Origin of the sequence: Streptomyces rubrogriseus (assembly GCF_027947575.1) — a bacterium.
Lineage (GTDB): Bacteria > Actinomycetota > Actinomycetes > Streptomycetales > Streptomycetaceae > Streptomyces > Streptomyces rubrogriseus.
In genome coordinates this window covers 6,116,158-6,138,324 of sequence record NZ_CP116256.1, presented here as the reverse complement: position 1 = coordinate 6,138,324, position 22,167 = coordinate 6,116,158, and the positions used below count along the sequence as shown (strand labels likewise).

The following is a 22,167-nucleotide window of genomic DNA, read 5'->3' as shown; positions in this document are numbered from 1 at the left end:
CGCCGAGGGGGCGCGGCCTCAACGGATCACCAACGGACCACTCTGGGAGAACAGCGCATGGCACCCGGCCTTCCCACCGCCATGGACCGACCGCACTTCATCGGCATCGGCGGCGCCGGGATGTCGGGCATCGCCAAGATCCTCGCCCAGCGCGGCGCCGCCGTGGCGGGCAGCGACGCCAAGGAGTCCGCGACCGCCGACGCGCTGCGCGCGCTGGGCGCCACCGTGCACATCGGGCACGCGGCGGAGCACCTCGCCGACGATGCGAGCTGCGTGGTCGTGTCCTCGGCCATCCGCGAGGACAACCCGGAGCTGGTCCGCGCCGCCGAGCTGGGCATCCCGGTCGTGCACCGCTCCGACGCCCTGGCCGCCCTGATGGACGGCCTGCGCCCCATCGCGGTCGCCGGCACGCACGGCAAGACCACCACCACCTCGATGCTGGCGGTCTCCCTGTCCGAGCTGGACCTGGGCCCGTCGTACGCGATCGGCGGCGACCTGGACGCCCCCGGCTCCAACGCCCTGCACGGCGAAGGCGAGATCTTCGTCGCCGAGGCGGACGAAAGCGACCGCAGCTTCCACAAGTACGCCCCCGAGGTCGCCATCGTCCTCAACGTCGAGCTGGACCACCACGCCAACTACGCCTCGATGGACGAGATCTACGAGTCCTTCGAGACCTTCGCCGGCAAGATCGTCCCCGGCGGCACCCTGGTGATCGCGGCCGACCACGAGGGCGCCCGGGAGCTGACCCGACGGCTGGCCGGCCGGGTGCGGACGGTGACGTACGGAGAGTCCGAGGACGCCGACGTGCGCATCCTGTCCGTCGTCCCGCAGGGCCTCAAGAGCGAGGTCACCGTCGTCCTGGACGGCGCCGAGCTGACCTTCGCCGTCTCCGTCCCCGGCCGCCACTACGCCCACAACGCCGTCGCCGCCCTCGCCGCGGGCGCCGCCCTCGGCGTCCCCGCCGCCGCGCTGGCCCCCGCGCTGGCCGCCTACACGGGCGTCAAGCGGCGCCTCCAGCTCAAGGGCGAGGCGGCCGGCGTCCAGGTCGTCGACTCCTACGCGCACCACCCCACCGAGATGACCGCCGACCTGGAGGCCATGCGCGCCGCGGTGGGCGACGCCCGCATCCTGGTCCTCTTCCAGCCGCACCTCTTCTCCCGCACCCAGGAGCTGGGCAAGGAGATGGGCCAGGCGCTGGCCCTCGCGGACGCCTCGGTCGTCCTCGACATCTACCCGGCCCGCGAGGACCCGATCCCGGGCATCACCAGCGAGCTGATCGTCGAGGCCGCCCGCGCCGCCGGCGCCGACGTCACACCGGTCCACGACAAGGACGCCTCGCCCGCACTGGTCGCGGGAATGGCGAAGGCCGGTGATCTCGTTCTCACCATGGGCGCGGGCGACGTGACGGACCTCGGACCGCGCATCCTGGACGAGCTGTCGAAGTAAGGGGCTGAGACTCATGTCGTACGACGTCGAGAAGCCGGACGAGCAGTGGCGGGCCGAGCTGGCCCCGGCCGAGTACGCCGTGCTGCGCGAGGCCGCCACCGAGCCGGCCTTCACCGGTGAGTACACCGACACCAAGACCGAGGGCGTCTACTCCTGCCGCGCCTGCGGTGCGGAGCTGTTCACCTCCACGACCAAGTTCGAGTCGCACTGCGGCTGGCCGTCCTTCTACGACCCGAGGGACACCGACGCGGTCGAGCTGATCGAGGACCGCTCCCACGGGATGGTCCGCACCGAGGTGCGCTGCGCCCGCTGCGGTTCCCACCTCGGTCACGTCTTCAAGGGCGAGGGCTACCCGACCCCGACCGACCAGCGGTACTGCATCAACAGCATCTCGCTGCGGCTGGAGCCGAAGGCGGGCTGAACCGGCCGGTGAACCGAACGGCGGCCGGGAGCGGCACGGTGGACACCGTCGCTCCCGGCCGCCGTCGGTCGGTCGGGCGGGTTTCCGGTGTGAACGCCCGAGTGTGAACGCCCGAGCAGCGGGAAGGAGTCGCCCCGGAGCAACGGGGGCCCCGCGGACCAGCCGTCTACACTCGACCGGCGACGGCCCCACCGACCGCGGCCGGAGCGGGCAGCTTCTGCCAGACCCGAAGGGTATTCGGCGTTTTGATACGGATGGACTCAGTCACCAAGCGGTACCCGGACGGCACCGTGGCGGTCGACCGGCTGTCGCTGGAGATACCCGACCGCTCGATCACGGTCCTCGTCGGGCCCTCGGGCTGCGGCAAGACCACGACCCTGCGGATGATCAACAGAATGGTCGAGCCCACCGAGGGCACGATCCTGCTCGACGGCGAGGACCTCCAGCAGCAGCCCGTCACCACACTGCGCCGGTCCATGGGATACGTCATCCAGAACGCCGGGCTCTTCCAGCACCGCACGATCCTCGACAACATCGCCACCGTCCCCCGCATGATCGGCTGGGGCAGGCAGAAGTCCCGCGAACGGGCCGCGGAGCTGATGGAACGGGTGGGCCTCGACGCCTCCCTCGCCAAGCGGTACCCGTACCAGCTCTCCGGCGGTCAGCAGCAGCGCGTCGGCGTGGCCCGGGCACTCGCCGCCGATCCGCCCGTGCTGCTCATGGACGAGCCGTTCTCCGCCGTCGACCCCGTGGTCCGCAAGGGACTCCAGGACGAACTCCTGCGCATCCAGGACGAACTGGGCAAGACCATCGTCTTCGTCACCCACGACATCGACGAGGCCATCAAACTGGGCACCATGGTCGCGGTGATGCGCACCGGCGGCCGGCTGGCCCAGTTCGCACCGCCCGCCGAGCTGCTGTCCGACCCCGCGGACGACTTCGTCGAGGACTTCCTCGGCGCCGACCGCGGCATCCGGCGGCTCTCCTTCTTCCCGTCCGCCGGCCTGGAGCTGACCAGCGGCCCGGTCGTGCGCGCCGACGCGACCGCCGAACAGCTCGCCGCCGCCGGGGGCGCCCCCCACCTGCTGGTGACCGACGCGGACGACCGGCCGCTGGGCTGGGCCGAGCCGGGCGACCTGACGGCCGGGGACCTCGCGGCCGGGCGACTGCTGTCCCACGGGCGGCCGTTCGTGCCCGGCACCGACTCGCTGCGGGCCGCCCTCGACTGCGCCGTGCTCTCGCCCACCGGATGGGCCGTCGCCGTGGACGCCGACGGCCGGGTGACCGGCGTCGTCTCCCAGCAGACCGTCGGCGAGGCGATCCGCTCCGCGCACGGCGCGGGGGACCCCGGCGCGGGAGCCCCCGGCGACGCGCGGGCCGAGGAGCCCGCCGACGTCACCAAGGTCGCCCCGTGAACGGTTTCTTCGACATACCGAGCGACCTCGACAACACCTACTTCGGCCTGATCGGCCTGCATCTGCGCGAGGCGCTGCTGCCGGTCCTGGCCGGACTGCTCGCCGCGCTGCCGCTCGCCCAGCTCTGTGTGCGCTTCCGCTGGCTGTATCCGCCGGTGCTCGGCGTGACCACCGTCTTCTACGCCATCCCGTCGCTGGCCGTCTTCGTGGTCCTCATCGACTACACCGGGCAGACCGAACTGACCGTGATGATCCCGCTGGCCGTGTACAGCCTCGTGGTGCTCGTCCCGGCGATCGTCGACGGCGTTCGGTCGGTGCCCGAGGAGACGCTGGCCGCGTCCACCGCCATGGGCTTCGGGCCCGTACGGCGCTACGTCCAGGTGCAGTTGCCGATCGCCGTGCCCGCGATCCTCGCCGGGCTGCGGGTCGCCGTGTCGGCGAGCATCTCCCTGGTCAGCGTCGGCGCCCTCATCGGCAACCAGGGTGCCCTCGGCAACCTCCTCGCGGACGCCCAGAAGTACGGCCGCCCCGAACTGGCGGTCAACTCGGTCCTGACGACCGCCGTACTGGCCGTCCTGTGCGACGCGCTGCTCGTCCTGGCCCGCAACCTGCTGACGCCGTGGATGCCGCGCGGCAAGGGGCGGCGCGCCAGGGACAACGCCGCCGTGCGGCAGGAGCGGCCCGAACCGCAGGAGCTGCCCGAACCGCAGGAGGCGGCGACCCGGTGAACGTCCTCGACTTCGTCAACGCCTTCTTCAGCGACAGCGCCCACTGGCACGGCTACGACGGCATCCCCACGCGCCTGCTGGAACACGTCCAGTACACCCTGATGGCCCTCGGGCTCGCCGCCGCCGTCGGGCTGCCCGTCGGGCTGCTGACCGGACACACCGGACGCGGCGGCAACGCCGTCGCCTTCGTCGCCACCGCCGCCCGCGCCCTGCCCAGCTTCGGTCTGCTGGTGCTGATCGCCGTCGTCGTCGGCATCGGCCTGCTGCCCGTGATGGTCCCGCTCGTCGTGCTCGCGGTCCCGCCCATCCTCGTGACCACCTACGAGGCGGTCCGCTCCGTCGACCCCTCGCCGGTGGACGCCGCCCGGGGCATGGGCATGCACGAGTCGGCCATCCTCTTCCGGGTCGAACTCCCGGTCGCCCTCCCGCTGGTCCTCAGCGGGCTGCGCTCGGCCGCCATCCAGGTCGTGTCGACGGCGACCATCGCCGCCTACGTCAGCCTCGGCGGCATCGGCCGCTACATCATCGACGGGCTCTACCAGCGCGACTACGAGAAGGTCGTCGGCGGCGCCACCCTGGTGGCCGTCCTGGCCCTGGTCACTCTCGCGCTCTTCTGGGCGGCGGGACGGTTCGCGGTCTCGCCGGGGGTGCGCAGGCGTTGAGCGCCCGGACCGCGGAGAAACCGTAACCAGGCCGTACTTGACTCACCGGCAAGCGGATCGTTTGGATCGACGGATGAATTTCACCGCGAAGAGCAGCAGGTCCAGGACCAGGCACACCGGCGCGGCGGCCGTCGCGCTCACCGCCGCGGCGGCGCTGCTCGCGGGCTGTTCCTCCGACTCCGACGGCACCTCCGACAACCCGCTCGCGGGTGACAAGGCGGAGGCCGGCACCGTCGTCGTCGGCTCGAACAACTTCGCCGAGAGCACCCTGCTCGCCGACATCTACGGGGAGGCGCTCAAGGCCAAGGGCCTCAAGGTCACCTACAAGCACAACATAGGCAGCCGGGAGACGACCTACGGCATGATGAAGAACGGCTCCGTCACGGTGCTGCCGGAGTACAACGGCTCGCTGCTCGCCTACCTCGACCCGAAGGCCCAGCAGAAGTCCGTCGAGGCGGTGAACGAGGCGGCGAAGGCCAAGCTCGACAAGAAGCTGACGCTGCTGGAGTCGTCACCGGCCGAGAACAAGGACTCGGTGAGCGTCAACGCCGAGACCGCGAAGAAGCACGGCCTCACCGCCGAGTCGACCCTCGCCGACCTCAAGGACGTCGCACCGGACCTGGTGATCGGCGGCTCGCCCGAGTTCCAGACGCGGCAGCAGGGGCTCAAGGGCCTGGAGTCGGTGTACGGGCTGAAGTTCAAGTCCTTCAAGGCGCTCGACGCGGGCGGCCCGCTGACCCAGTCGGCGCTGACCAAGAACGACGTGCAGGCGGCGGACGTCTTCACCACCGACCCGACCATCATCAAGGAGAAGTTCGTCGTCCTGAAGGACCCGGAGAACCTCTTCGGCCACGCCAACGTGACCCCGCTGGTCACCAAGGATGGGCTGAACGAGGAGGGCGTGGCCACGCTCAACGCGGTCTCCGCCAAGCTGGACACCGAGACGCTCCTCGACCTGGACGCCCAGGTCCAGCTGGACAAGAAGGACCCGCTGGACGTGGCCAAGGAGTGGCTGAAGTCCGCGGGTCTCGTCTGACGGGCGCCCTGAGACGCCTCGTCACGCCCGCTACGACCCGCTAGGACGCCGCGGCCCCGGCCGCGGCGTCGATCAGCTGGTCGATCAGGGCGATGAGGACGTCCCGGCTGGAGGTCCGCTCCCGCGCGTCGCACAGCAGCACCTGCACGTGCTCCGGCAGCGCGAGGGCCTCGCGGATCTCCGCCGCCGGGTACGGGTGCCGGCCGTGGAAGCCGTTCACGGCGACGACGAACGGAATGCCCCGCCGCTCGAAGAAGTCGATCGCGGCGAAGCTCGACTCGGGCCTGCGGACGTCGACCAGGACCACCGCGCCGAGCGCCCCGATCGCCAGGTCGTTCCACATGAACCAGAACCGCTGCTGGCCGGGCGTACCGAACAGGTACAGCACCACGTCCCGGCCGATGGTGATCCGGCCGAAGTCCAGCGCCACCGTCGTGGCCCGCTTCTCCTCGATGCCGGCGAGGTCGTCGACGTCCAGGCCCGCCGCGGTCAGCGGTTCCTCGGTGCGCAGCGGGGCGATCTCGCTGACCGACCCGACCATGGTGGTCTTGCCGACGCCGAAGCCGCCCGCGATCAGGATCTTCACCGCCTCGGGCGCGGTGGAGCGTGCGGATGCCGTGGGCGTCTCGGCGACGCGCTCAGAGCCGGCCAAGGCCGTCCCTCACTTTCTGCAGCAGGTCCAGGTCGTCGGTGGCGCGGGAGACCGGGTGCGGCGGCCGCGCGGTGATGCGGCCGGCCTCCAGCAGGTCCGAGAGCAGGATGACGACCACGCTCACCGGCAGGTCGAGGCGGGCCGCGAGCTCCGCCACGGCCATCGGCTCGGCGCACAGCCGCAGGATCCGCAGGTGCTCGGGCTGTGGCCGCGCCGCCCGGGCGGGCTGCGGGTCGATCGCGGTCACCGTCGTGATGAGGGTGAAGTCGGCGCGGCTGGGCCGGGTCCGGCCGCCGGTCAGGGTGAACGGCCGTACGAGCCGGCCCGCAGCGTCGCCTCCGGTCACGTCACTCGCCGGGGCCGGCGGTGGCCCGCGGTGCCGCGCTCAGGTGCTCGCCGATCTTCTTCACCAGCATGTTCATCTGGTACGCCACCACGCCGACGTCGGCGTTCGGCCCGGTGAGCACGACCAGGTGCGCGCCGGGGCCCGCGGAGGTGAGTATCAGGTAGCTGTTGGCCATCTCGATGAGCGCCTGGCGCACCGGGCCGCCCCGGAAGTCCATGCTGACGCCCTTGCTGAGGCTCATCAGGCCCGACGCGGTCGCCGCCAGCCGCTCGGCGTCGTCCCGCAGGAACCCGGTGGACTTGCTGACGACCAGGCCGTCCTCGGAGAGCACCACGGCCTGGTTCACGTCGGCGACCCGCTCCACGAGTCCGGTGAGCAACTGGTCCAGCTCGGTGTGCGTGGCGGGGGAGGGTCGGGTCATCGCGTGTCCTTCGTGGGCGGTCGGCGGTCGGCGGTCGGGGTCGAGTGGGCGGCGGAGGACAGCGCGTGCCCCTCGGTGGCGCGGTCGCCCGCGCGACCGGCGTCCTCGTCCGCCTCGTGTGCTTCGGCTGCTTCGTGTGTTTCGTCCGGGTCGGCTGCTTCGGCCGCGTCGTCATCGGTCTGGGCCCGCAGCGTGCCGCGCTGGAAACCGGCGAGGGACGAGGCGGCGCGCTCGGCCGTGAAGTCGGCGTAGGCGTCGCCGGCCGCGTCGTCCGAGCCGTCCCGGCGGCCGCCCGGATCCTCGTCGCGCAGTTCGGCGGCGAGGCTGGTCTGCGGTACCCGGCGGGGCAGCGGCGCCAGTCCGCCGCGCCCGTCGGAGGCGCCGTGCGCGGAGTCGCCGGAGCCGCCGGGGAACCCGCCGCGGCTGCGGACGGGCCCGCGGGCGCCGGCCGGGACGACCGTACGGGGCGCACCGGCCGGGGGCCGCCGGCCGGGTCCCCGTCCGCTGCCGAGGCCGTGGCGGACCGTCCCGCCGAGGCGGACCGTCCCGCCGAGGCGGACCGTCCCGCCGAGGCGGACCGTCCGGCCGCGGCGCCCGGGGCTGCCTCGCCGGTGCCGGTGCTGATGCCGGTGCCGGTGGCCGGGCCCGCCGGGTCGGCCGAGTCGCGCGCGGTGGCCGCGGCGACCCAGGGGCCCGCGCGCCGTTCGCCGCGGCACCGGTGCCGTCCGCCCCGCCGGCCGGCTCCCGCACCACGATGTCGTGCGGGATCAGCACGATCGCCGTGGTCCCGCCGTACGGCGAGGGGCGCAGCGTGACGGTGATGCCGTGCCGGTGCGCGAGGCGGGCCACGACGAACATGCCGAGCCGCAGGTCGTCGGCGAGCGCCACCACGTCGAACTGCGGGGCCACCGCCAACTGGGCGTTGAAAGAGGCGTAGTCCTCCTCCGACAGGCCGAGCCCGCGGTCCTCGATCTCGACGGCCAGGCCCTTGGCCACCAGCGCCGCCCGCACGCCGACCGGGTTGGGCGCGGGGGAGTACGCGGTCGCGTTGTCGATCAGCTCGGCCAGGAGGTGGATCACGTCGGCCACCGCGGGCGGGGCGAGGGCCACCTCCTCGTCGGCGTGCAGCTCCACCCGCTGGTACTCGGCGACCTCGCCGACGGCGCTGCGCAGGATGTCGACCAGCGACACGGGCTCGCGCCAGGTGCGCCGGGGCTGCTCGCCGCTGATGATGACGAGGTTCTCCTCGTAGCGCCGCAGCTGACTGGCCGTGGAGTCCAGCTCGTACAGGCCCTTGAGGATCTCGGGGTCCGTGTGCTCCCGCTCCAGCGCGTCGAGCTTGCCGAGCTGCATGTTGACGAGGTTCTGGCTCTGCCGCGCGATGCCCAGGATGACCTTCTGGAAGCCGCGCCGGGTGTCGGCGAGTTCGACGGCGGTGTGCACGGCGGTGCGCTGCGCCGCGTTGAACGCCTGCGCGACCTGGCCGAGTTCGTCCCGTCCGTAGTCCAGCGGGGGCGTCGCGGACTCCACGTCGACCGTCTCGCCGCGCTCGAGGCGGGCCACCACGTCGGGCAGCCGTTCCTCGGCCAGGCTCAGGGTGGCCAGCCGCAGTCCGCGCAGCCGCCGGGAGAGCGAGCGGGTGATGCGCCAGGACATCACGATGCAGAGCAGCAGGGCGATCAGGCCGCCCGCGCTGAGGGAGGCGGCCGTGATCAGCAGCCCGCGCGCCTCCTCCGCACTGCGGTCGAGCAGCCCGTCCGTCTGCTGCCGGATGAGCTGACCGTACTGGGTGCGGATCTCGTCGAAGGCGGTGATCCAGCGCTGTCGTGCGTCCGGCAGGTCGATCCGGTCGTCCCCGCCCCCGGAACGGGCCTCGAGCACCTGGTCCTCGACGTCCTGCATGGACTTCCACTCGGAACTCGCGAGGATGCGCTCGGTCTGGGTCTTCGCGCTGCCGGTCAGCGAGGGGAGGATCTGGTCCTGCACGAGCCAGCGGCGGGTGTGCACCAGCTGGGCGAACCGGGACCACTGCTCCTCGTCCATCCGGCCGGCCGGCCAGGCCAGGGTGAGCTGGGCGTCCTCCTGGGAGGCCAGCTCGGCGGCGTGTTCGAGGGCGACCAGCGGACCGGCCTGCGAGGTGAGGTCGCCGTCGTCGACCTGGGACAGCTCCTGGAAGGCGTGGATCTGGTCGTCGACGATCGCGGTGTACTGGTCGAGTGCCTGCTCGGCGGTGATGTCGCTGGGGTCGTCCACCTGGTTGCGGTAGTACTCCAGGCTGCCCACCGAGCCGAGTACCGAGTACAACCGGTCCGAGACGCGGGCGGGAGCACTCTCGATCGCGTCGGACTGGCCGACCAGCTGCGCGACCGCCTCGTCCGTCTTCTTCCGCTGTGCGTCCAGTGCCTCCCGGTCGCCGTCCGGTGCGGCCAGCCAGGCGGCCGACAGACTGCGCTCCCGCTGCAGGGCCAGGGCGGCCTCGGTGCCCATGGCGCCGGTGTCGCGGCTCAGCTCCGTCTGCGCGCGCAGCCGCAGGCCCTCCGAGAACATCTGGATCGTCGTGACGCCCCACACGGCCGCGAGGGTGACGCCGGGGACCAGGGCCAGGAGGATCAGGGAGAGACGTATGGAGCCGAGGCGGCGCCGGGCACCCTTCTTCCGTGACTTCCGTGCAGGCATCGTCGTCCTAGGCGATCAGTGGGGCGGGGTGGCGGGGGTGCGGAGGTGCCGGCGGCCGCGGGGCCCGGTCACCGGGTGCCGCCCGCGGCGAACTCGGCGACCGAGTCGGCGTTGGTCCGGGTCACGAACGCGGGGCCGGTCAGCACGGGGGCCACGCCGCCCCCGCTGACGTTGCCGTTGGTGCGGTAGAGCCAGAGCGCGTCCACCGCGAGATAACCCTGCAGATACGGCTGCTGGTCCACGGCGAACTGGACGTCCCCGCGTTTGACGGCGGCCACCAGGTCGTCGTCGAGGTCGAAGGTGGCGACGTGGGCGTCGCTGCCCGCCGCGTCGACCGCCTCGACCGCGGTGAGGGCGAACGCGGCGCCGTTCATGACGACTTCGTCGATGCTGGGGTCCTGCCGCAGGCGCGCCGTGACGGCCGCGCCGACCGCCTTCATGTCGGTGCCCTCGACGTAGAGCATCTCGGTCTCGCCGCCGAAGGTCTTCTTCACACCGGCGCAGCGGGCCTCCAGGGCGACGTTGCCGCGCTCGTGGATGACGCACAGGGCGTGCTTCGCCCTGAGGTCGTCCAGCTTGTCGCCGACGGCCCGGCCCGCGACGCTCTCGTCCTGCCCGAAGTAGCCCAGGAGCCCGGTGGACCGCCAGGCGTCGATGCCGGAGTTGAGGCCGACCACCGGGATCCCGGCCGCCTTCGCCTCGGCGACCGGCGCCTTCATCGCCTGCGGTTTGGCCAGGGTCACGGCGATGCCGTCGGCCTTGTCACGGATGGCGTCCCGCACCAGGTCGGCCTGGTCGGCGGTGTCGGCGTCCCCGGCGTAGGTCAGGTCGACGCCGTCCTTGGCGGCCGCCGCCTCGGCGCCCTTGCGCACCCGGTCCCAGAAGGCGTCGCCCTCACCGCCGTGGGTGACCATGACGATCTTCATCCGGTCGCCGCCGGACCCGCCCGCGGCGTCCGCCGTCGAGCCGTCCTCGTCCCCGCCGAGGGCGGAGCAGCCGGCCACCAGCAGGCAGACGGCCGCGGTGAGGACCGCGGCGCGGGCGGGACCGGGGGAGTGGGTGGGCGGGGGAGCTGTACTCATGGGGGCGGGGGCACCTCGCTGTGCGGCCGAGCAGGAGGAACGGGGCGGGACGGCCCGGAGCCGCGGGTCAGTGCGCCAACCGGGTGAAACTCGCCTGGCCGGAGCAAACCGTGTGTGACCGCTGGTAGTCAAGTGACCAGCGAACTGCTCTGAGTTGTCGGTGCCGCATCGTGATGAACGGGGGTGGCGAAAGCGGGCCGAAGCGGAATGCCGCGCGGTATGCCCGGCGGTGTCCGTGGGTGATCGGGGCGCCGGGAAGCTGATCTGACGGACAGTTAGCCGGTGGGTTATCGTGTGCCGGGGGTAAAGACAGGCGGCACGGCCTGTTGAGTTCCAGCCCGGGAGAGTCCAGCCGATGGCGAGGCAGCTACGCGCCGAGCAGACCCGCGCGACGATCATCGGTGCGGCGGCCGACCTCTTCGACCGCCGCGGCTACGAGTCGACGACCCTGAGCGAGATAGTCGCCCACGCCGGGGTCACCAAGGGCGCCCTGTACTTCCACTTCGCGGCGAAGGAAGACCTCGCGCACGCCATCCTGGAGATACAGTCCCGCACCTCCCGCCGGCTGGCGAAGGACCTGGACGGGCGCGGCTACTCCTCGCTGGAGGCGCTGATGCGCCTCACTTTCGGCATGGCCCGGCTCTGCGTACAGGGGCCGGTGCTGCGGGCCGGGCTGCGGCTGGCCACCGCGGGCGTACCGGTACGGCCGCCCCTGCCGCACCCCTTCGCCGAGTGGCGGGAGATCGCCACGTCCCGGCTGCTGAACGCGGTGCGGCAGTCGGACGTGCACCGGGACATCGACGTCGACTCCGTCGCCCACACCCTCGTCTGCTCCGTCGTCGGCACCCGCGTCGTGGGCGGCACCCTCGAACCGGCCGGGCGCGAGCCCCGCCGCCTCGCGGAGATGTGGTACATCCTGATCCGGGGCATGGTCCCGGTGACCCGCCGCGCCCGCTACGTCACCCTCGCGGCCCGCCTGGAACAGGAGACGGGCACGGCCTGACCGCCCGGCACGGGGTGGCGCCCGGGCCGACCGGCGGGAATGGGGTCGCGCCCGGGCCGACCGCCCGGAATGGGGTCGTGCCCGGGCCGATCGCCCGGCATGGGGTCGTGCTCCGTTCGACTGCCCGGCACGGGGTCGTGCCCGGTCGATCGGCGGGAATGGGGTCGTGCCCGGGTCGACCGTCCGGCATGGGGTCGTGCTCCGTTCGACTGCCCGGCACGGGGTCGTGCCTGGTCGATCGGCGGGAATGGGGTCGTGCCCGGGTCGGCCGCCCGGAATGGGGACGCGCTGCGTCCGACCGCCCGGCACGGGGTCGTGCCCGGGCCGACCGCCCGGCACGGGGTCGTGCCCGGGCCGACCGTCCGGAACCGGGGTCGCGCGCGGTCCGACCGGTACGGTGACGCGCATGCCCGACACCCCGTCCGTGACCGCCCCCGTCATCCTCGGCGACGAGCCCGGCTCCTTCCCGCACGGCGTGCTCGCCGAGCGGCACCCTGCCATCGTGCGGCAGGTGCGGGACGCCTTCCCCTTCGGCCCCGAACGGCTCCGCGCGCTCGACGCGTTGCTCGCGAGCTGCGCCGACGGCGTGGTCGAGCCGCTGCCCGCCGACGCCGACCCCACCGGCCGCGACCGGGACCGCTGGGCGCGGTGGGGCATGGACGCGTACGCCGGCCGCTCCTGGTACGACGTGCCCTGGCTGTGGGCCGAGAGCCACTTCTACCGCAGGCTCCTCGACGCCGTCGGCTACTTCGGCCCCGGCGCCTGGCAGGGCGTCGACCCGTTCCGGCCCGCCAAGCTGGCCGAACTCGACGCGCCGGAGACGGACGAGGAACTCGCCGCGCTCGACCGTCTCGACGAGTCGTCCACCGAGGAGCGGACCCGCGCACTGCTGCACGGCTCGCTGTGGGGCAACCGCGCCGACCTGGGCTTCCGCCTCTCCGACCGGGGCGCCGGCACCGAGGGCGCGGTGGAGGCACTCGTCGCCGACGACAGCGACACCCTCTGGTCCCTGCTCCCCGCCCCGGGGACGGGCCCCACGGGGCGGGGTCCGGCCACGCTGTGCCTGGTCGCCGACAACGCGGGCCGCGAACTCGTCCCCGACCTGCTCCTCGTCTCGCACCTCCTCGCCGAGGGCCGCGTCGACCGGGCCGTCCTGCACGTCAAGCCGTACCCGTACTACGTCTCCGACGCCACGCCCACCGACGTGCTCGACGCCCTGCGGCGGCTGGTCGCGGCGGGCGGCGCGGCCGCGGCCCACGGCGAGCGGCTCTGGACCGCGCTGACCGACGGCCGCGTCACCGTCAGGGCCCACCCCTTCTCCTGCGCCCCGCTGCCGTACGCGGACATGCCCGACGACCTGCGCGAGGACTTCGCCGCGGCCACCGTCACCGTCCTCAAGGGCGACCTGAACTACCGGCGCCTGGTGGGCGACCGGTGGTGGCCGCCGACCACCTCCTTCGCGCGGGTCACCGCGTACTTCCCCGGCCCGGTCGCGGCGCTGCGCACCCTGAAGTCCGACGTGGTCACCGGGCTCGACGCGAAGACCGAGGCCGCGTTGGAGGCGAGCGGCGAGCGGCGCTGGCGGACGAGCGGCACGCACGCCCTGATCCAGGTCAGGCGCTGAGAAGGAGCGGCGGGGAGCCGAGGGAGAACGGCGGGAGAAGTTCCCGCATTCCGGGCTGATTCACGCGATGGTGTGATCATGTGCGGCCCGGCGGATGCGGTCGAAAGGCCCTGGGTAGGGCCGGGCCATGACGCAACAGCCCTTCCAACTCCCGCACTTCTACCTGCCGCATCCCGCGCGGCTCAACCCGCATCTCGACGAGGCCCGCGCCCACTCGACGACGTGGGCGCGCGAGATGGGCATGCTGGAGGGCTCCGGGGTCTGGGAGCAGTCCGACCTCGAAGCCCACGACTACGGCCTGCTCTGCGCCTACACCCACCCCGACTGCGACGGGCCGGCGCTCTCCCTCATCACCGACTGGTACGTGTGGGTCTTCTTCTTCGACGACCACTTCCTGGAGAAGTACAAACGCAGCCAGGACCGCCTGGCCGGCAAGGCCCACCTGGACCGGCTCCCGCTGTTCATGCCGCTCGACGACGCCGCCGGGATGCCCGAGCCGCGGAACCCGGTCGAGGCCGGCCTCGCCGACCTGTGGACCCGCACGGTGCCCGCGATGTCGGCCGACTGGCGCCGCCGCTTCGCCGTCGCCACCGAGCACCTCCTCAACGAGTCCATGTGGGAGCTGTCCAACATCAACGAGGGGCGGGTCGCCAACCCCGTCGAGTACATCGAGATGCGCCGCAAGGTCGGCGGTGCCCCGTGGTCGGCGGGGCTCGTGGAGTACGCGACCGCCGAGGTGCCCGCCGCCGTCGCCGGGACCAGGCCGCTCAGGGTGCTGATGGAGACGTTCTCCGACGCCGTGCACCTGCGCAACGACCTCTTCTCCTACCAGCGCGAGGTCGAGGACGAGGGCGAGCTGAGCAACGGGGTGCTGGTGCTGGAGACCTTCTTCGGCTGCACCACCCAGGAGGCCGCCGAGCTGGTCAACGACGTCCTCACCTCGCGGCTGCACCAGTTCGAGCACACCGCGTTCACCGAGGTGCCCGCCGTCGCCCTGGAGAACGGCCTGACCCCGCCGGAGGTCGCCGCCGTCGGCGCGTACACGAAGGGCCTCCAGGACTGGCAGTCCGGCGGCCACGAGTGGCACATGCGTTCCAGCCGCTACATGAACAAGGGAGACCGGCCCCTGGCCGGCTGGCAGGCGCTGACCGGGCCCGGCACCTCCGCCGCGGACGTCGGCGCACTGCTCGCCGAGGCCGTCGCCCGCCGGGCCCGCTCGTACACGCACGTGCCCTTCCAGAAGGTCGGCCCGTCCGTCATCCCCGACATCCGCATGCCCTACCCGCTGGAGCTGAGCCCCGCCCTCGAGGGTGCCCGGCGGCACCTGTCCGAGTGGTGCCGGAGCATGGGCATCCTCGGCGAGGGCGTCTGGGACGAGGACAAGCTGGAGAGCTGCGACCTCCCGCTGTGCGCCGCCGGACTCGACCCGGACGCCACCCAGGACCAGCTCGACCTCGCCTCCGGCTGGCTGGCCTTCGGAACGTACGGCGACGACTACTACCCGCTGGTCTACGGCCACCGCCGGGACCTCGTCGCCGCCCGGCTGACCACCGCCCGCCTGTCGGACTGCATGCCGCTCGACGGCGAGCCGGTCCCGCCGCCCGGCAACGCCATGGAACGCTCCCTGATCGACCTGTGGGTGCGTACGACGGCCGGTATGACGCCCGAGGAGCGGCGCCCGCTGAAGAAGGCCGTCGACGACATGACCGAGGCCTGGGTGTGGGAGCTGTCCAACCAGATCCAGAACCGTGTCCCCGATCCCGTGGACTACCTGGAGATGCGGCGCGCCACCTTCGGCTCCGACCTCACCCTGGGCCTGTGCCGTGCCGGACACGGCCCGGCGGTGCCGCCCGAGGTCTACCGCAGCGGCCCCGTCCGCTCCCTGGAGAACGCGGCGATCGACTACGCGTGCCTGCTCAACGACGTCTTCTCCTACCAGAAGGAGATCGAGTACGAGGGCGAGATCCACAACGCGGTCCTCGTCGTGCAGAACTTCTTCGGCGTCGACTACCCGGCCGCGCTGGGCGTCGTGCAGGACCTGATGAACCAGCGCATGCGCCAGTTCGAGCACGTCGTCGCGCACGAACTCCCCGTCGTCTACGACGACTTCCAGCTCTCCGAAGAGGCGCGGACCGTCATGCGCGGCTACGTCACCGACCTGCAGAACTGGATGGCCGGCATCCTCAACTGGCACCGGAACGTCCCCCGTTACAAGGCCGAGTACCTGGCGGGACGCACCCACGGCTTCCTGCCGGACCGGATCCCGGCACCGCCCGTGCCGAGGAGCAGTCCCGTCCTGACGCGCTGACGGACGTTCAGTCTCACTCTTTCGTGGCTCGTCACGCGCCGGTGCGCCGGGTAGAGCACCTGCCGGAGGCGATCCATGGAACAGACAGCGTTGCGTCCCAAGCCGATGCCCGGCCGGGAGCCGGGGCCCGGCACCGACCCCGACGGTGCCCCGCGTGCCCACGCCGGCCGTCGGCGCCGTCGGCGGCTCACCACCGTGCTGCTCGGTGTGCTCGCCGCGGCCGTCCTGCTCCTCGCGGGCGTGGGACTCGGCACGGTGGGCGCCACGGTGATCGGCATGAGCAAGCTCGCCGAACTGCAGCAGCGGGCCGCGGCGCAGGGTCCGGGCGGGGCCGCGGGAGCGGGAGCGGGAGGAGAGGGAGCCACGGGGACGGTGACGGGCACCCGGGGTGACCCCGCGCACCCGTCGGCCGGTCCGTCCGCCGGCCGGTCCCCCTCCCCGGCACCGGCCGGCGCGACCCTCGGGGTGGAGGCCGTGGACGACGAGAAGCCCGGGGCCCGGGTCGTGGGCGTCCACGTGCCGGGCCCCGGGTACACGGCGGGCCTGGTGCGGGGCGACGTCCTGCTCGCCGTCGGCACGACCCGCGTCGACTCGGCGGCCGACCTGGCGCACGCCGTGGCCCGCGCCAGGCCCGGCAAGGAGGTCAAGCTCACCGTGCGCCACCGCAGCGGCGGCTACCAGCAGCTGACGGCCGTACCGGGCGTCGTCACATGACGGTGCCGCCGCACGAGGCTGCCGTCACGCGACGGTGCGGAAGTGGCTCGTGAGCCGTCCGGCGTCGTCCAGCACGTGGAAGGCGAGCCCGACCGGCGCGTCCCGGTCCGCGACCTGCTCGCCCTCCCAGGGAAGCCGCAGCGTCCATGTCACCCCGGGCCCCACCACCAGCGGCCGCCCGGCGAACACGGTGGCCGCGGGCGAGTGCGCGTGACCCGTGATCAGCCCGGCGATCCCGGGCCTGCGCTCCAGCAGCGCGGCCAGGCGCTCGGGGTGACGCAGTCGGTAGGAGTCGGGCAGGGGGTGGTGCACGGGCGTGGGCGGGTGGTGGAAGGCGAGCAGGGCCGGAAGGCCGTCGTCGAGACCGTCGAGCGAGGCCTCGATCCAGTCGTACGTCTCCCCGTCCAGCTCCCCCTCGTCGTCGCCCGGGATGCTGGAGTCGCACATCAGGACCGCGCCGCCGTCGAAGAGGTGCACCTCGTTGACCGGGCCGTCGGCGGCGGGGCGGCCGAGCAGCGCCTTGCGGTAGGGCGCGCGGCTGTCGTGGTTGCCCGGGCAGGTGAGCACGGGGAACGGCGCGGAGCCGTCCCGCAGACCCAGGACGCGGGCGGCCTCCTCGTACTCCGCCTCCGTGCCGTGGTCCGCGATGTCCCCGGTGACCAGCAGCGCGTCCAGCCGCCCCGGCAGCCGCCACAGCCGGTCGCGCACCCGCTCGGCGCGCTCCGTCGCCCGCGGGGTTCCGTCCAGGTGCAGATCGCTGATGTGCGCGAGTACGAGCACGGTGTCGGCCTCCTCCGGGCGCCCGGACCGCGACGCCCCCGATGCTAATGCTTGAGTGGCATACAACCATTAGTCACGGGGGTCGATCAATGCCAATCGGCTCGCGTCGCCCCCGTCCTGCGGGCAGGATGCTGCCCGTGGTCCTTTCACCCCTCCGCCCACTCTTCCGCCCCGGGAGGTCCGGATGACCGGCAGCAGTCCCGCCGCTTCCTTCACCGCCGACGACTACCGGGCCCGTATGGAGCGCGCCTCGCGTGCGGCCGCCGACGCGGGCCTCGCCGGGCTGCTGGTGGCCCCGGGCCCGGACCTGGTGTGGCTCACCGGCTACGCGCCCACGGCGGACACCGAACGGCTCACCCTGCTCGTCCTCGCCCCGGACCGCGACCCCGTGCTCGTCGTCCCGACGCTCGAGGCCCCCGACGCGGCGAAGGCGGCCGGCGCCCCCGCCCTGACCCTGCGCGACTGGACCGACGGCAAGGACCCCTACGCGGCCACCGCCGCCCTCCTCGCCGGCTCCGGACGCCTCGGCATCAGCGACAACGCCTGGGCGATGCATCTGCTGGCCCTCCAGCGGACCCTGCCCGACACGTCGTACGCCTCCCTCACCGAGGCACTGCCGATGCTCCGCGCCGTCAAGGACGCGGCGGAGCTGGAACTGCTGGCGGCGGCGGGCGCGGCCGCGGACGCCGCCTTCGAGGAGATCCGGCGGGTCCGGTTCGGCGGGCGCCGGGAGTCCGAGGTCGCGGCCGACCTGGCCGACCTGCTGCGCCGGTTCGGGCACTCCCAGGTCGACTTCACCATCGTCGCCTCGGGCCCCAACGGCGCCAACCCGCACCACGAGGTCGGCGACCGCGTCATCGAGGACGGCGACATGGTCGTCCTCGACTTCGGCGGCCTCAAGGACGGCTACGGCTCGGACACCTCCCGCACCGTCCACGTGGGCGCACCCACCGACGAGGAGCGCCGGGTGCACGACCTGGTCCGCGAGGCGCAGGAGGCCGGCTTCCGCGCCGTGCGCCCCGGCGCCGCCTGCCAGGACGTCGACCGGGCCGCCCGCGCGGTCATCGCCGACGCCGGGTACGGCGAGTACTTCATCCACCGCACCGGGCACGGCATCGGCGTCACCACGCACGAACCGCCGTACATGATCGAGGGCGAGGAGCAGCCCCTGGTGCCCGGCATGTGCTTCTCCGTCGAGCCCGGCGTCTATCTGCCCGGCCGGTTCGGGGTACGCATCGAGGACATCGTCACCGTCACCGAGGACGGCGGCAGGCGGCTCAACGACACCACCCGGGAGATGGTCGTCGTCGAGTGACCGGTGACGGACCGACCCCGAACGCCCCGGCAGACCCTTCAGGACGACGGCGCGACATGACCCAGGCACCGACACCCACCGCGGACATCGTCCGCCGACTGGTCCGCTCCCTGCTGGGCGGGAGCACGGAACCCGACGTCCGGCCGGTCGCCGAAGGCGTCGCACCCGACACCTGGTGGGTGGGCACCCGGCACGTACTGCGGCTGGCCCCCGACCGGGAGACCGCGGTGCGCGGCCGCCGCGAACTGCGCCTGCGCGAACTGGTCCGGCCGTACCTGCCGGTCGCGCTGCCGACCAGCGTGGCGCACGGGGAGTGGGCGCCGGGACTCGCCTACACCCTGGACGCCAAGGTGGCCGGCGGGTCGGGCGAGGACCACGACGTGTCCGCCCTGGGCGAGGCGGACCTCGCGGCGCTGCTCACCGGCCTGCGCGAGGTGCCGGTACGGCAGGCCGAGACGCTCGGCGTGCCGCGGGCGGCCCCGCGCTCCCTGGAGGCCCTGCGCCAGTCCGCCGAGCGTGCCGCCCGTCGCCTCGCGGCCGCCGACGAGTTCGACACCGCGCGGCCGGAGCGGCTCACCCGGGAGGCGGCGGCCCAGCTCGGCGTCCAGCCGGGCGCGGCGGTTCTGGTCCATCACGGGCTGACCGGCGGGCACCTCGTGGTCAGCGCCGACGGCCGGGTGCGCGGCGTCCTCGGCTGGAGCGACGCGGTCCTCGGCGACCCGGCCGAGGACATCGCCGGGCTCGCCCTCTCCGTGGGCTCACCGGCCGCCGTCCGCGCGGCCACCCTCGCCGGCTACGGCGCCCGGCCCTGCCTGCGCGGCCTGTGGCTGGCCCGCTGCGACGCGGTGGTCCACCTCGCGGAGGCACTCGACGGCCACCGCGGCGGGCCGCTGCCCGCGGCCGTGCCGCTGCTCAGGACCCGGCTGCGACGCGCCTGGGAACCGATCCTGCTGGAACGCGTGACCGAGCTGCGCGACGACGGCCGGGAGGACACCGCCTGAGCCCCTCGAACCCCCTGCTCACTGCTGGACCAGCACCACGCTCGACTCGCCCGGCACCCGCAGTATCCCGTTCGCGCCCGGCCCCTCGACCGGTTCCCATGCCGCGAGCACCCGGGCTGGCCGGTTGCCCAGCGGGATCGCCGCCGGTTCGGTGCCCAGGTTGACGGCCACCCGGATGTCGCCGCGCCGGAAGGCGAGCCAGCGGCCGGTGCCGTCGTAGGCCACCCTGGTGTCGGCCAGGTCCGGGTCGGTCAGGTCGGGCTGCTCGGCGCGCAGGGCGATCAGCCGCCGGTACCAGTCAAGTACGCGCGCGTGCGGTTCGCGCTCCGGCTCCGACCAGTCGAGGCAGGAGCGCTCACGCGTCGCCGGGTCCTGCGGGTCGGGCACGTCTTCCTCCCGCCAGCCGTGCGCGGCGAACTCCCGCCGTCTGCCCTGCCGTACCGCCTCCCCGAGCTGCGGGTCGGTGTGGTCGGTGAAGAACTGCCACGGGGTCCCCGCCGCCCACTCCTCGCCCATGAACAGCATCGGCGTGAACGGCGCGGTCAGGGTCAGGGTGGCCGCGCAGGCGGCGAGGCCGGGGGAGACCAGGGAGGCCAGACGGTCGCCCTGGGCGCGGTTGCCGACCTGGTCGTGGGTCTGGCTGTAGCCGGTCAGCCGGTGCGCGGCGACCCGGCCGCGGTCCAGCGCACGGCCGTGCGAACGGCCCCGGAAACTGGAGTAGGTGCCGTCGTGGAAGTAGCCCCGGGTCAGGGTCTTGGCGAGCGCCGCCAGCGGATCGCGCGCGAAGTCGGTGTAGTAGCCCTGCGACTCCCCGGTCAGCGCGGCGTGCAGCGCGTGGTGGAAGTCGTCGTTCCACTGCGCGTGCACACCCAGGCCGCCCTCCGCGCGCGGGGTGATGATCCGCGGGTCGTTCAGGTCGGACTCGGCGATCAGGAAGAGCGGCCGCTCCAGGTCGCCCGCCAGGCCGTCCACGGCGGTCGACAACTGCTCCAGGAAGTGGCACGCGCGGGTGTCGGCCAGGGCGTGCACCGCGTCCAGGCGCAGCCCGTCGAGCCGGTAGTCCCGCAGCCACGCCAGCGCGCTGTCCACCAGATACGCCCGCACCTCGTCCGAGCCGGGCGCGTCCAGGTTCACCGCGACGCCCCAGGGCGTGTGGTGGGTGTCGGTGAAGTACGGGCCGAAGGCGGGCAGGTGGTTGCCGGAGGGGCCCAGGTGGTTGTGCACCACGTCCAGGACCACGCCGAGCCCGAGGTCGTGCGCCCGGTCGACGAACCGTTTCAGCGCCTCGGGCCCGCCGTACGGCTCGTGCACCGCCCACAGCGAGACCCCCTCGTAGCCCCAGCCGTGCCGCCCGGGGAAGGGACACAGCGGCATCAGCTCGACGTGCGTGACGCCAAGCCCGGCCAGGTGTCCGAGGCGCTCCGCGGCGGCGTCGAGCGTCCCCTCGGGCGTGTACGTCCCCACGTGCAGCTCGTACAGGACGCCGCCGGGCAGCGGGCGTCCGGCCCACGGAGTGCGCCACGCGTACCGCCCGTGGTCGACCACCGCGCTGAGCCCGTCGGGACCGTCCGGCTGGCGGCGCGAGCGGGGGTCCGGCAGCACCGGACCGTCGTCCACCGCGAAGCCGTACCGCGAACCGTCCCGCGCCCGGGCCTCACCGCACCACCACCCCGGCCGCTCCGGATCGCGCTCCAGCGCGCGCGTGGCGCCGTCGCACCGCAACGTCACTCGGCCGGCCTGTGGTGCCCACACCTCGAACTGCACGGACGGTTCCCCTTCGTCTGCTCACCGTGATGTAGCGCGTCCATGTTCCAGCACGAGGGGATCATTCCGCTGAGGATTGCCCTCGCTCGCGGTGGGTGTCGTGACCTTCGCGCGCGGGGCGGTCGCCGTTTTCCCGTTTTCTGGACACTCCGGCTCCGCTGACCGACAATCAGCTGCGTGACGTCGTCCTTCGAGTTCCCCACGTACCCCGCGCGGTTGTCCGACGCGGAGCGCGACAAGGCGCTGAGCGTGCTCCGGGACGGCGTCGCCATGGGGCGCCTGTCGCACGACACGTTCATCCGCCGGATGGAGCTGGCGCTCGCCGCCCGCCGCCTGGAGGAGCTGGCCGTGCTCACCGCCGACCTGCCCACCGAGAACCGGCTGTCCCGGCTGGTGTTCGGCACCGTCGAGGCGGTGTCCGGATTCGGTGTACGACTCGGCCGGGCGTGGCGGGCCGAGCGGCTGCCCAAGCTGCTGCTGCCCCATCCCGGCGCCGGACATCCGCTGCGCATAGGGCGCGATCCGGCCAGCGGGCTGCGGCTGAGCCACGAGACGGTCTCCCGGGTGCACGCGGAACTCAGCCGTCAGGGCGGCATGTGGGTCCTGCGCGACCTGGGCTCCACCAACGGCACCACGGTCAACGGGCGGCGGGTCATCGGCGCGGCCGTCGTCCGCGAGGGCGATCAGATCGGCTTCGGCGGGATGTCCTTCCGCCTGGCGGCGAACTGACGCGGCCCGGCGGCCCGGAGGCTGCCCTCCGGGTGGATCCATGG

At 73.3% G+C, this 22,167-nt stretch carries 20 protein-coding genes; 13 read left to right on the top strand and 7 right to left on the bottom strand.

Annotated features, from left to right (window positions below; translation table 11 throughout):
* The first annotated feature begins 57 nt into the window (after positions 1 to 57).
* From murC to Sru02f_RS27700, 6 genes are all read left to right on the top strand, one after another.
* On the top strand, positions 58 to 1,446 hold the full coding sequence (murC, locus tag Sru02f_RS27725; RefSeq protein ID WP_109029717.1) for a UDP-N-acetylmuramate--L-alanine ligase: 1,389 nt from the start codon (positions 58 to 60) through the stop codon (positions 1,444 to 1,446).
* Between the two features lie 13 nt (positions 1,447 to 1,459).
* Complete coding sequence (gene msrB, locus Sru02f_RS27720; protein ID WP_003972860.1) at positions 1,460 to 1,867, top strand: peptide-methionine (R)-S-oxide reductase MsrB; 408 nt, start codon at positions 1,460 to 1,462, stop codon at positions 1,865 to 1,867.
* Between the two features lie 245 nt (positions 1,868 to 2,112).
* The gene (locus Sru02f_RS27715) at positions 2,113 to 3,282 is read left to right on the top strand and encodes an ABC transporter ATP-binding protein (protein WP_244941743.1); all 1,170 of its coding nucleotides are present in this window, start codon (positions 2,113 to 2,115) and stop codon (positions 3,280 to 3,282) included.
* Complete coding sequence (locus Sru02f_RS27710) at positions 3,279 to 4,010, top strand: ABC transporter permease (RefSeq protein WP_109029715.1); 732 nt, start codon at positions 3,279 to 3,281, stop codon at positions 4,008 to 4,010. The genes Sru02f_RS27715 and Sru02f_RS27710 overlap by 4 nt, the downstream gene beginning before the upstream one ends.
* The gene (locus tag Sru02f_RS27705; RefSeq protein WP_109029714.1) at positions 4,007 to 4,672 is read left to right on the top strand and encodes an ABC transporter permease; all 666 of its coding nucleotides are present in this window, start codon (positions 4,007 to 4,009) and stop codon (positions 4,670 to 4,672) included. The genes Sru02f_RS27710 and Sru02f_RS27705 overlap by 4 nt, the downstream gene beginning before the upstream one ends.
* A gap of 73 nt (positions 4,673 to 4,745) precedes the next feature.
* Positions 4,746 to 5,708 (top strand): ABC transporter substrate-binding protein, encoded by a 963-nt coding sequence (locus tag Sru02f_RS27700; RefSeq protein ID WP_109029713.1) that lies wholly within the window; start codon positions 4,746 to 4,748, stop codon positions 5,706 to 5,708.
* A 40-nt stretch (positions 5,709 to 5,748) separates the two neighbouring features.
* On the opposite strand, the gene Sru02f_RS27695 is transcribed toward Sru02f_RS27700, so the two are convergent.
* From Sru02f_RS27695 to Sru02f_RS27675, 5 genes are all read right to left on the bottom strand, one after another.
* On the bottom strand, positions 5,749 to 6,360 hold the full coding sequence (locus tag Sru02f_RS27695; RefSeq protein ID WP_016327591.1) for a GTP-binding protein: 612 nt from the start codon (positions 6,358 to 6,360) through the stop codon (positions 5,749 to 5,751).
* On the bottom strand, positions 6,347 to 6,706 hold the full coding sequence (locus tag Sru02f_RS27690) for a DUF742 domain-containing protein (RefSeq protein ID WP_109029712.1): 360 nt from the start codon (positions 6,704 to 6,706) through the stop codon (positions 6,347 to 6,349). Before Sru02f_RS27690 ends, Sru02f_RS27695 begins: the two co-directional genes overlap by 14 nt.
* A 1-nt stretch (position 6,707) precedes the next feature.
* The gene (locus Sru02f_RS27685; protein WP_003972853.1) at positions 6,708 to 7,127 is read right to left on the bottom strand and encodes a roadblock/LC7 domain-containing protein; all 420 of its coding nucleotides are present in this window, start codon (positions 7,125 to 7,127) and stop codon (positions 6,708 to 6,710) included.
* 171 nt (positions 7,128 to 7,298) lie between these two features.
* On the bottom strand, positions 7,299 to 9,803 hold the full coding sequence (locus Sru02f_RS27680) for a sensor histidine kinase (protein ID WP_373103589.1): 2,505 nt from the start codon (positions 9,801 to 9,803) through the stop codon (positions 7,299 to 7,301).
* A 68-nt stretch (positions 9,804 to 9,871) separates the two neighbouring features.
* Positions 9,872 to 10,885 carry a substrate-binding domain-containing protein gene (locus Sru02f_RS27675; RefSeq protein ID WP_109029710.1) on the bottom strand — a complete coding sequence of 338 codons (1,014 nt, stop codon included), beginning with the start codon at positions 10,883 to 10,885 and terminating at the stop codon, positions 9,872 to 9,874.
* Between the two features lie 355 nt (positions 10,886 to 11,240).
* On the opposite strand from Sru02f_RS27675, the gene cprB reads away from it, so the two are divergent.
* The 4 genes from cprB (at position 11,241) to Sru02f_RS27655 (ending at position 16,534) form a co-directional block, all read left to right on the top strand.
* Entirely contained in the window at positions 11,241 to 11,888 is a 648-nt protein-coding gene (cprB, locus tag Sru02f_RS27670; protein ID WP_109029709.1) for a transcriptional regulator CprB, read from the top strand.
* Positions 11,889 to 12,294: 406 nt separating this feature from the next.
* Entirely contained in the window at positions 12,295 to 13,512 is a 1,218-nt protein-coding gene (locus Sru02f_RS27665; RefSeq protein WP_109029708.1) for a damage-control phosphatase ARMT1 family protein, read from the top strand.
* Positions 13,513 to 13,639: 127 nt separating this feature from the next.
* On the top strand, positions 13,640 to 15,820 hold the full coding sequence (gene cyc2 / locus Sru02f_RS27660; RefSeq protein ID WP_109029707.1) for a germacradienol/geosmin synthase Cyc2: 2,181 nt from the start codon (positions 13,640 to 13,642) through the stop codon (positions 15,818 to 15,820).
* A 75-nt stretch (positions 15,821 to 15,895) separates the two neighbouring features.
* A complete protein-coding gene (locus Sru02f_RS27655; RefSeq protein WP_167469322.1) occupies positions 15,896 to 16,534 on the top strand; it encodes a PDZ domain-containing protein in 639 nt (212 codons plus the stop codon).
* Positions 16,535 to 16,558: 24 nt separating this feature from the next.
* Here the strand turns inward: Sru02f_RS27655 and Sru02f_RS27650 are convergent, their stop codons facing one another.
* A complete protein-coding gene (locus Sru02f_RS27650; protein ID WP_174855001.1) occupies positions 16,559 to 17,314 on the bottom strand; it encodes a metallophosphoesterase in 756 nt (251 codons plus the stop codon).
* Between the two features lie 184 nt (positions 17,315 to 17,498).
* On the opposite strand from Sru02f_RS27650, the gene Sru02f_RS27645 reads away from it, so the two are divergent.
* Together Sru02f_RS27645 and Sru02f_RS27640 are read left to right on the top strand one after the other, a co-directional pair.
* A complete protein-coding gene (locus Sru02f_RS27645) occupies positions 17,499 to 18,629 on the top strand; it encodes an aminopeptidase P family protein (RefSeq protein WP_109029704.1) in 1,131 nt (376 codons plus the stop codon).
* 56 nt (positions 18,630 to 18,685) lie between these two features.
* A complete protein-coding gene (locus Sru02f_RS27640; protein ID WP_109029703.1) occupies positions 18,686 to 19,630 on the top strand; it encodes an aminoglycoside phosphotransferase family protein in 945 nt (314 codons plus the stop codon).
* Positions 19,631 to 19,648: 18 nt separating this feature from the next.
* On the opposite strand, the gene treZ is transcribed toward Sru02f_RS27640, so the two are convergent.
* Positions 19,649 to 21,394 carry a malto-oligosyltrehalose trehalohydrolase gene (gene treZ / locus Sru02f_RS27635; RefSeq protein ID WP_109029702.1) on the bottom strand — a complete coding sequence of 582 codons (1,746 nt, stop codon included), beginning with the start codon at positions 21,392 to 21,394 and terminating at the stop codon, positions 19,649 to 19,651.
* A gap of 177 nt (positions 21,395 to 21,571) precedes the next feature.
* On the opposite strand from treZ, the gene Sru02f_RS27630 reads away from it, so the two are divergent.
* The gene (locus Sru02f_RS27630) at positions 21,572 to 22,123 is read left to right on the top strand and encodes a DUF1707 and FHA domain-containing protein (protein ID WP_093457227.1); all 552 of its coding nucleotides are present in this window, start codon (positions 21,572 to 21,574) and stop codon (positions 22,121 to 22,123) included.
* The last annotated feature ends 44 nt before the right edge of the window (positions 22,124 to 22,167 follow it).

What these genes read in the sequence shown, in the direction of transcription:
- murC (WP_109029717.1), top strand. Translation starts at nt 58, where the DNA reads ATGGCACCCGGCCTTCCCACCGCCATGGACCGACCGCACTTCATCGGC.
- cyc2 (WP_109029707.1), top strand. Translation starts at nt 13,640, where the DNA reads ATGACGCAACAGCCCTTCCAACTCCCGCACTTCTACCTGCCGCATCCC.
- Sru02f_RS27655 (WP_167469322.1), top strand. Translation starts at nt 15,896, where the DNA reads ATGGAACAGACAGCGTTGCGTCCCAAGCCGATGCCCGGCCGGGAGCCG.
- Sru02f_RS27645 (WP_109029704.1), top strand. Translation starts at nt 17,499, where the DNA reads ATGACCGGCAGCAGTCCCGCCGCTTCCTTCACCGCCGACGACTACCGG.
- Sru02f_RS27700 (WP_109029713.1), top strand. Translation starts at nt 4,746, where the DNA reads ATGAATTTCACCGCGAAGAGCAGCAGGTCCAGGACCAGGCACACCGGC.
- cprB (WP_109029709.1), top strand. Translation starts at nt 11,241, where the DNA reads ATGGCGAGGCAGCTACGCGCCGAGCAGACCCGCGCGACGATCATCGGT.
- Sru02f_RS27640 (WP_109029703.1), top strand. Translation starts at nt 18,686, where the DNA reads ATGACCCAGGCACCGACACCCACCGCGGACATCGTCCGCCGACTGGTC.
- Sru02f_RS27685 (WP_003972853.1), bottom strand. Translation starts at nt 7,127, where the DNA reads ATGACCCGACCCTCCCCCGCCACGCACACCGAGCTGGACCAGTTGCTC.
- msrB (WP_003972860.1), top strand. Translation starts at nt 1,460, where the DNA reads ATGTCGTACGACGTCGAGAAGCCGGACGAGCAGTGGCGGGCCGAGCTG.
- Sru02f_RS27675 (WP_109029710.1), bottom strand. Translation starts at nt 10,885, where the DNA reads ATGAGTACAGCTCCCCCGCCCACCCACTCCCCCGGTCCCGCCCGCGCC.
- Sru02f_RS27665 (WP_109029708.1), top strand. Translation starts at nt 12,295, where the DNA reads ATGCCCGACACCCCGTCCGTGACCGCCCCCGTCATCCTCGGCGACGAG.
- Sru02f_RS27680 (WP_373103589.1), bottom strand. Translation starts at nt 9,803, where the DNA reads ATGCCTGCACGGAAGTCACGGAAGAAGGGTGCCCGGCGCCGCCTCGGC.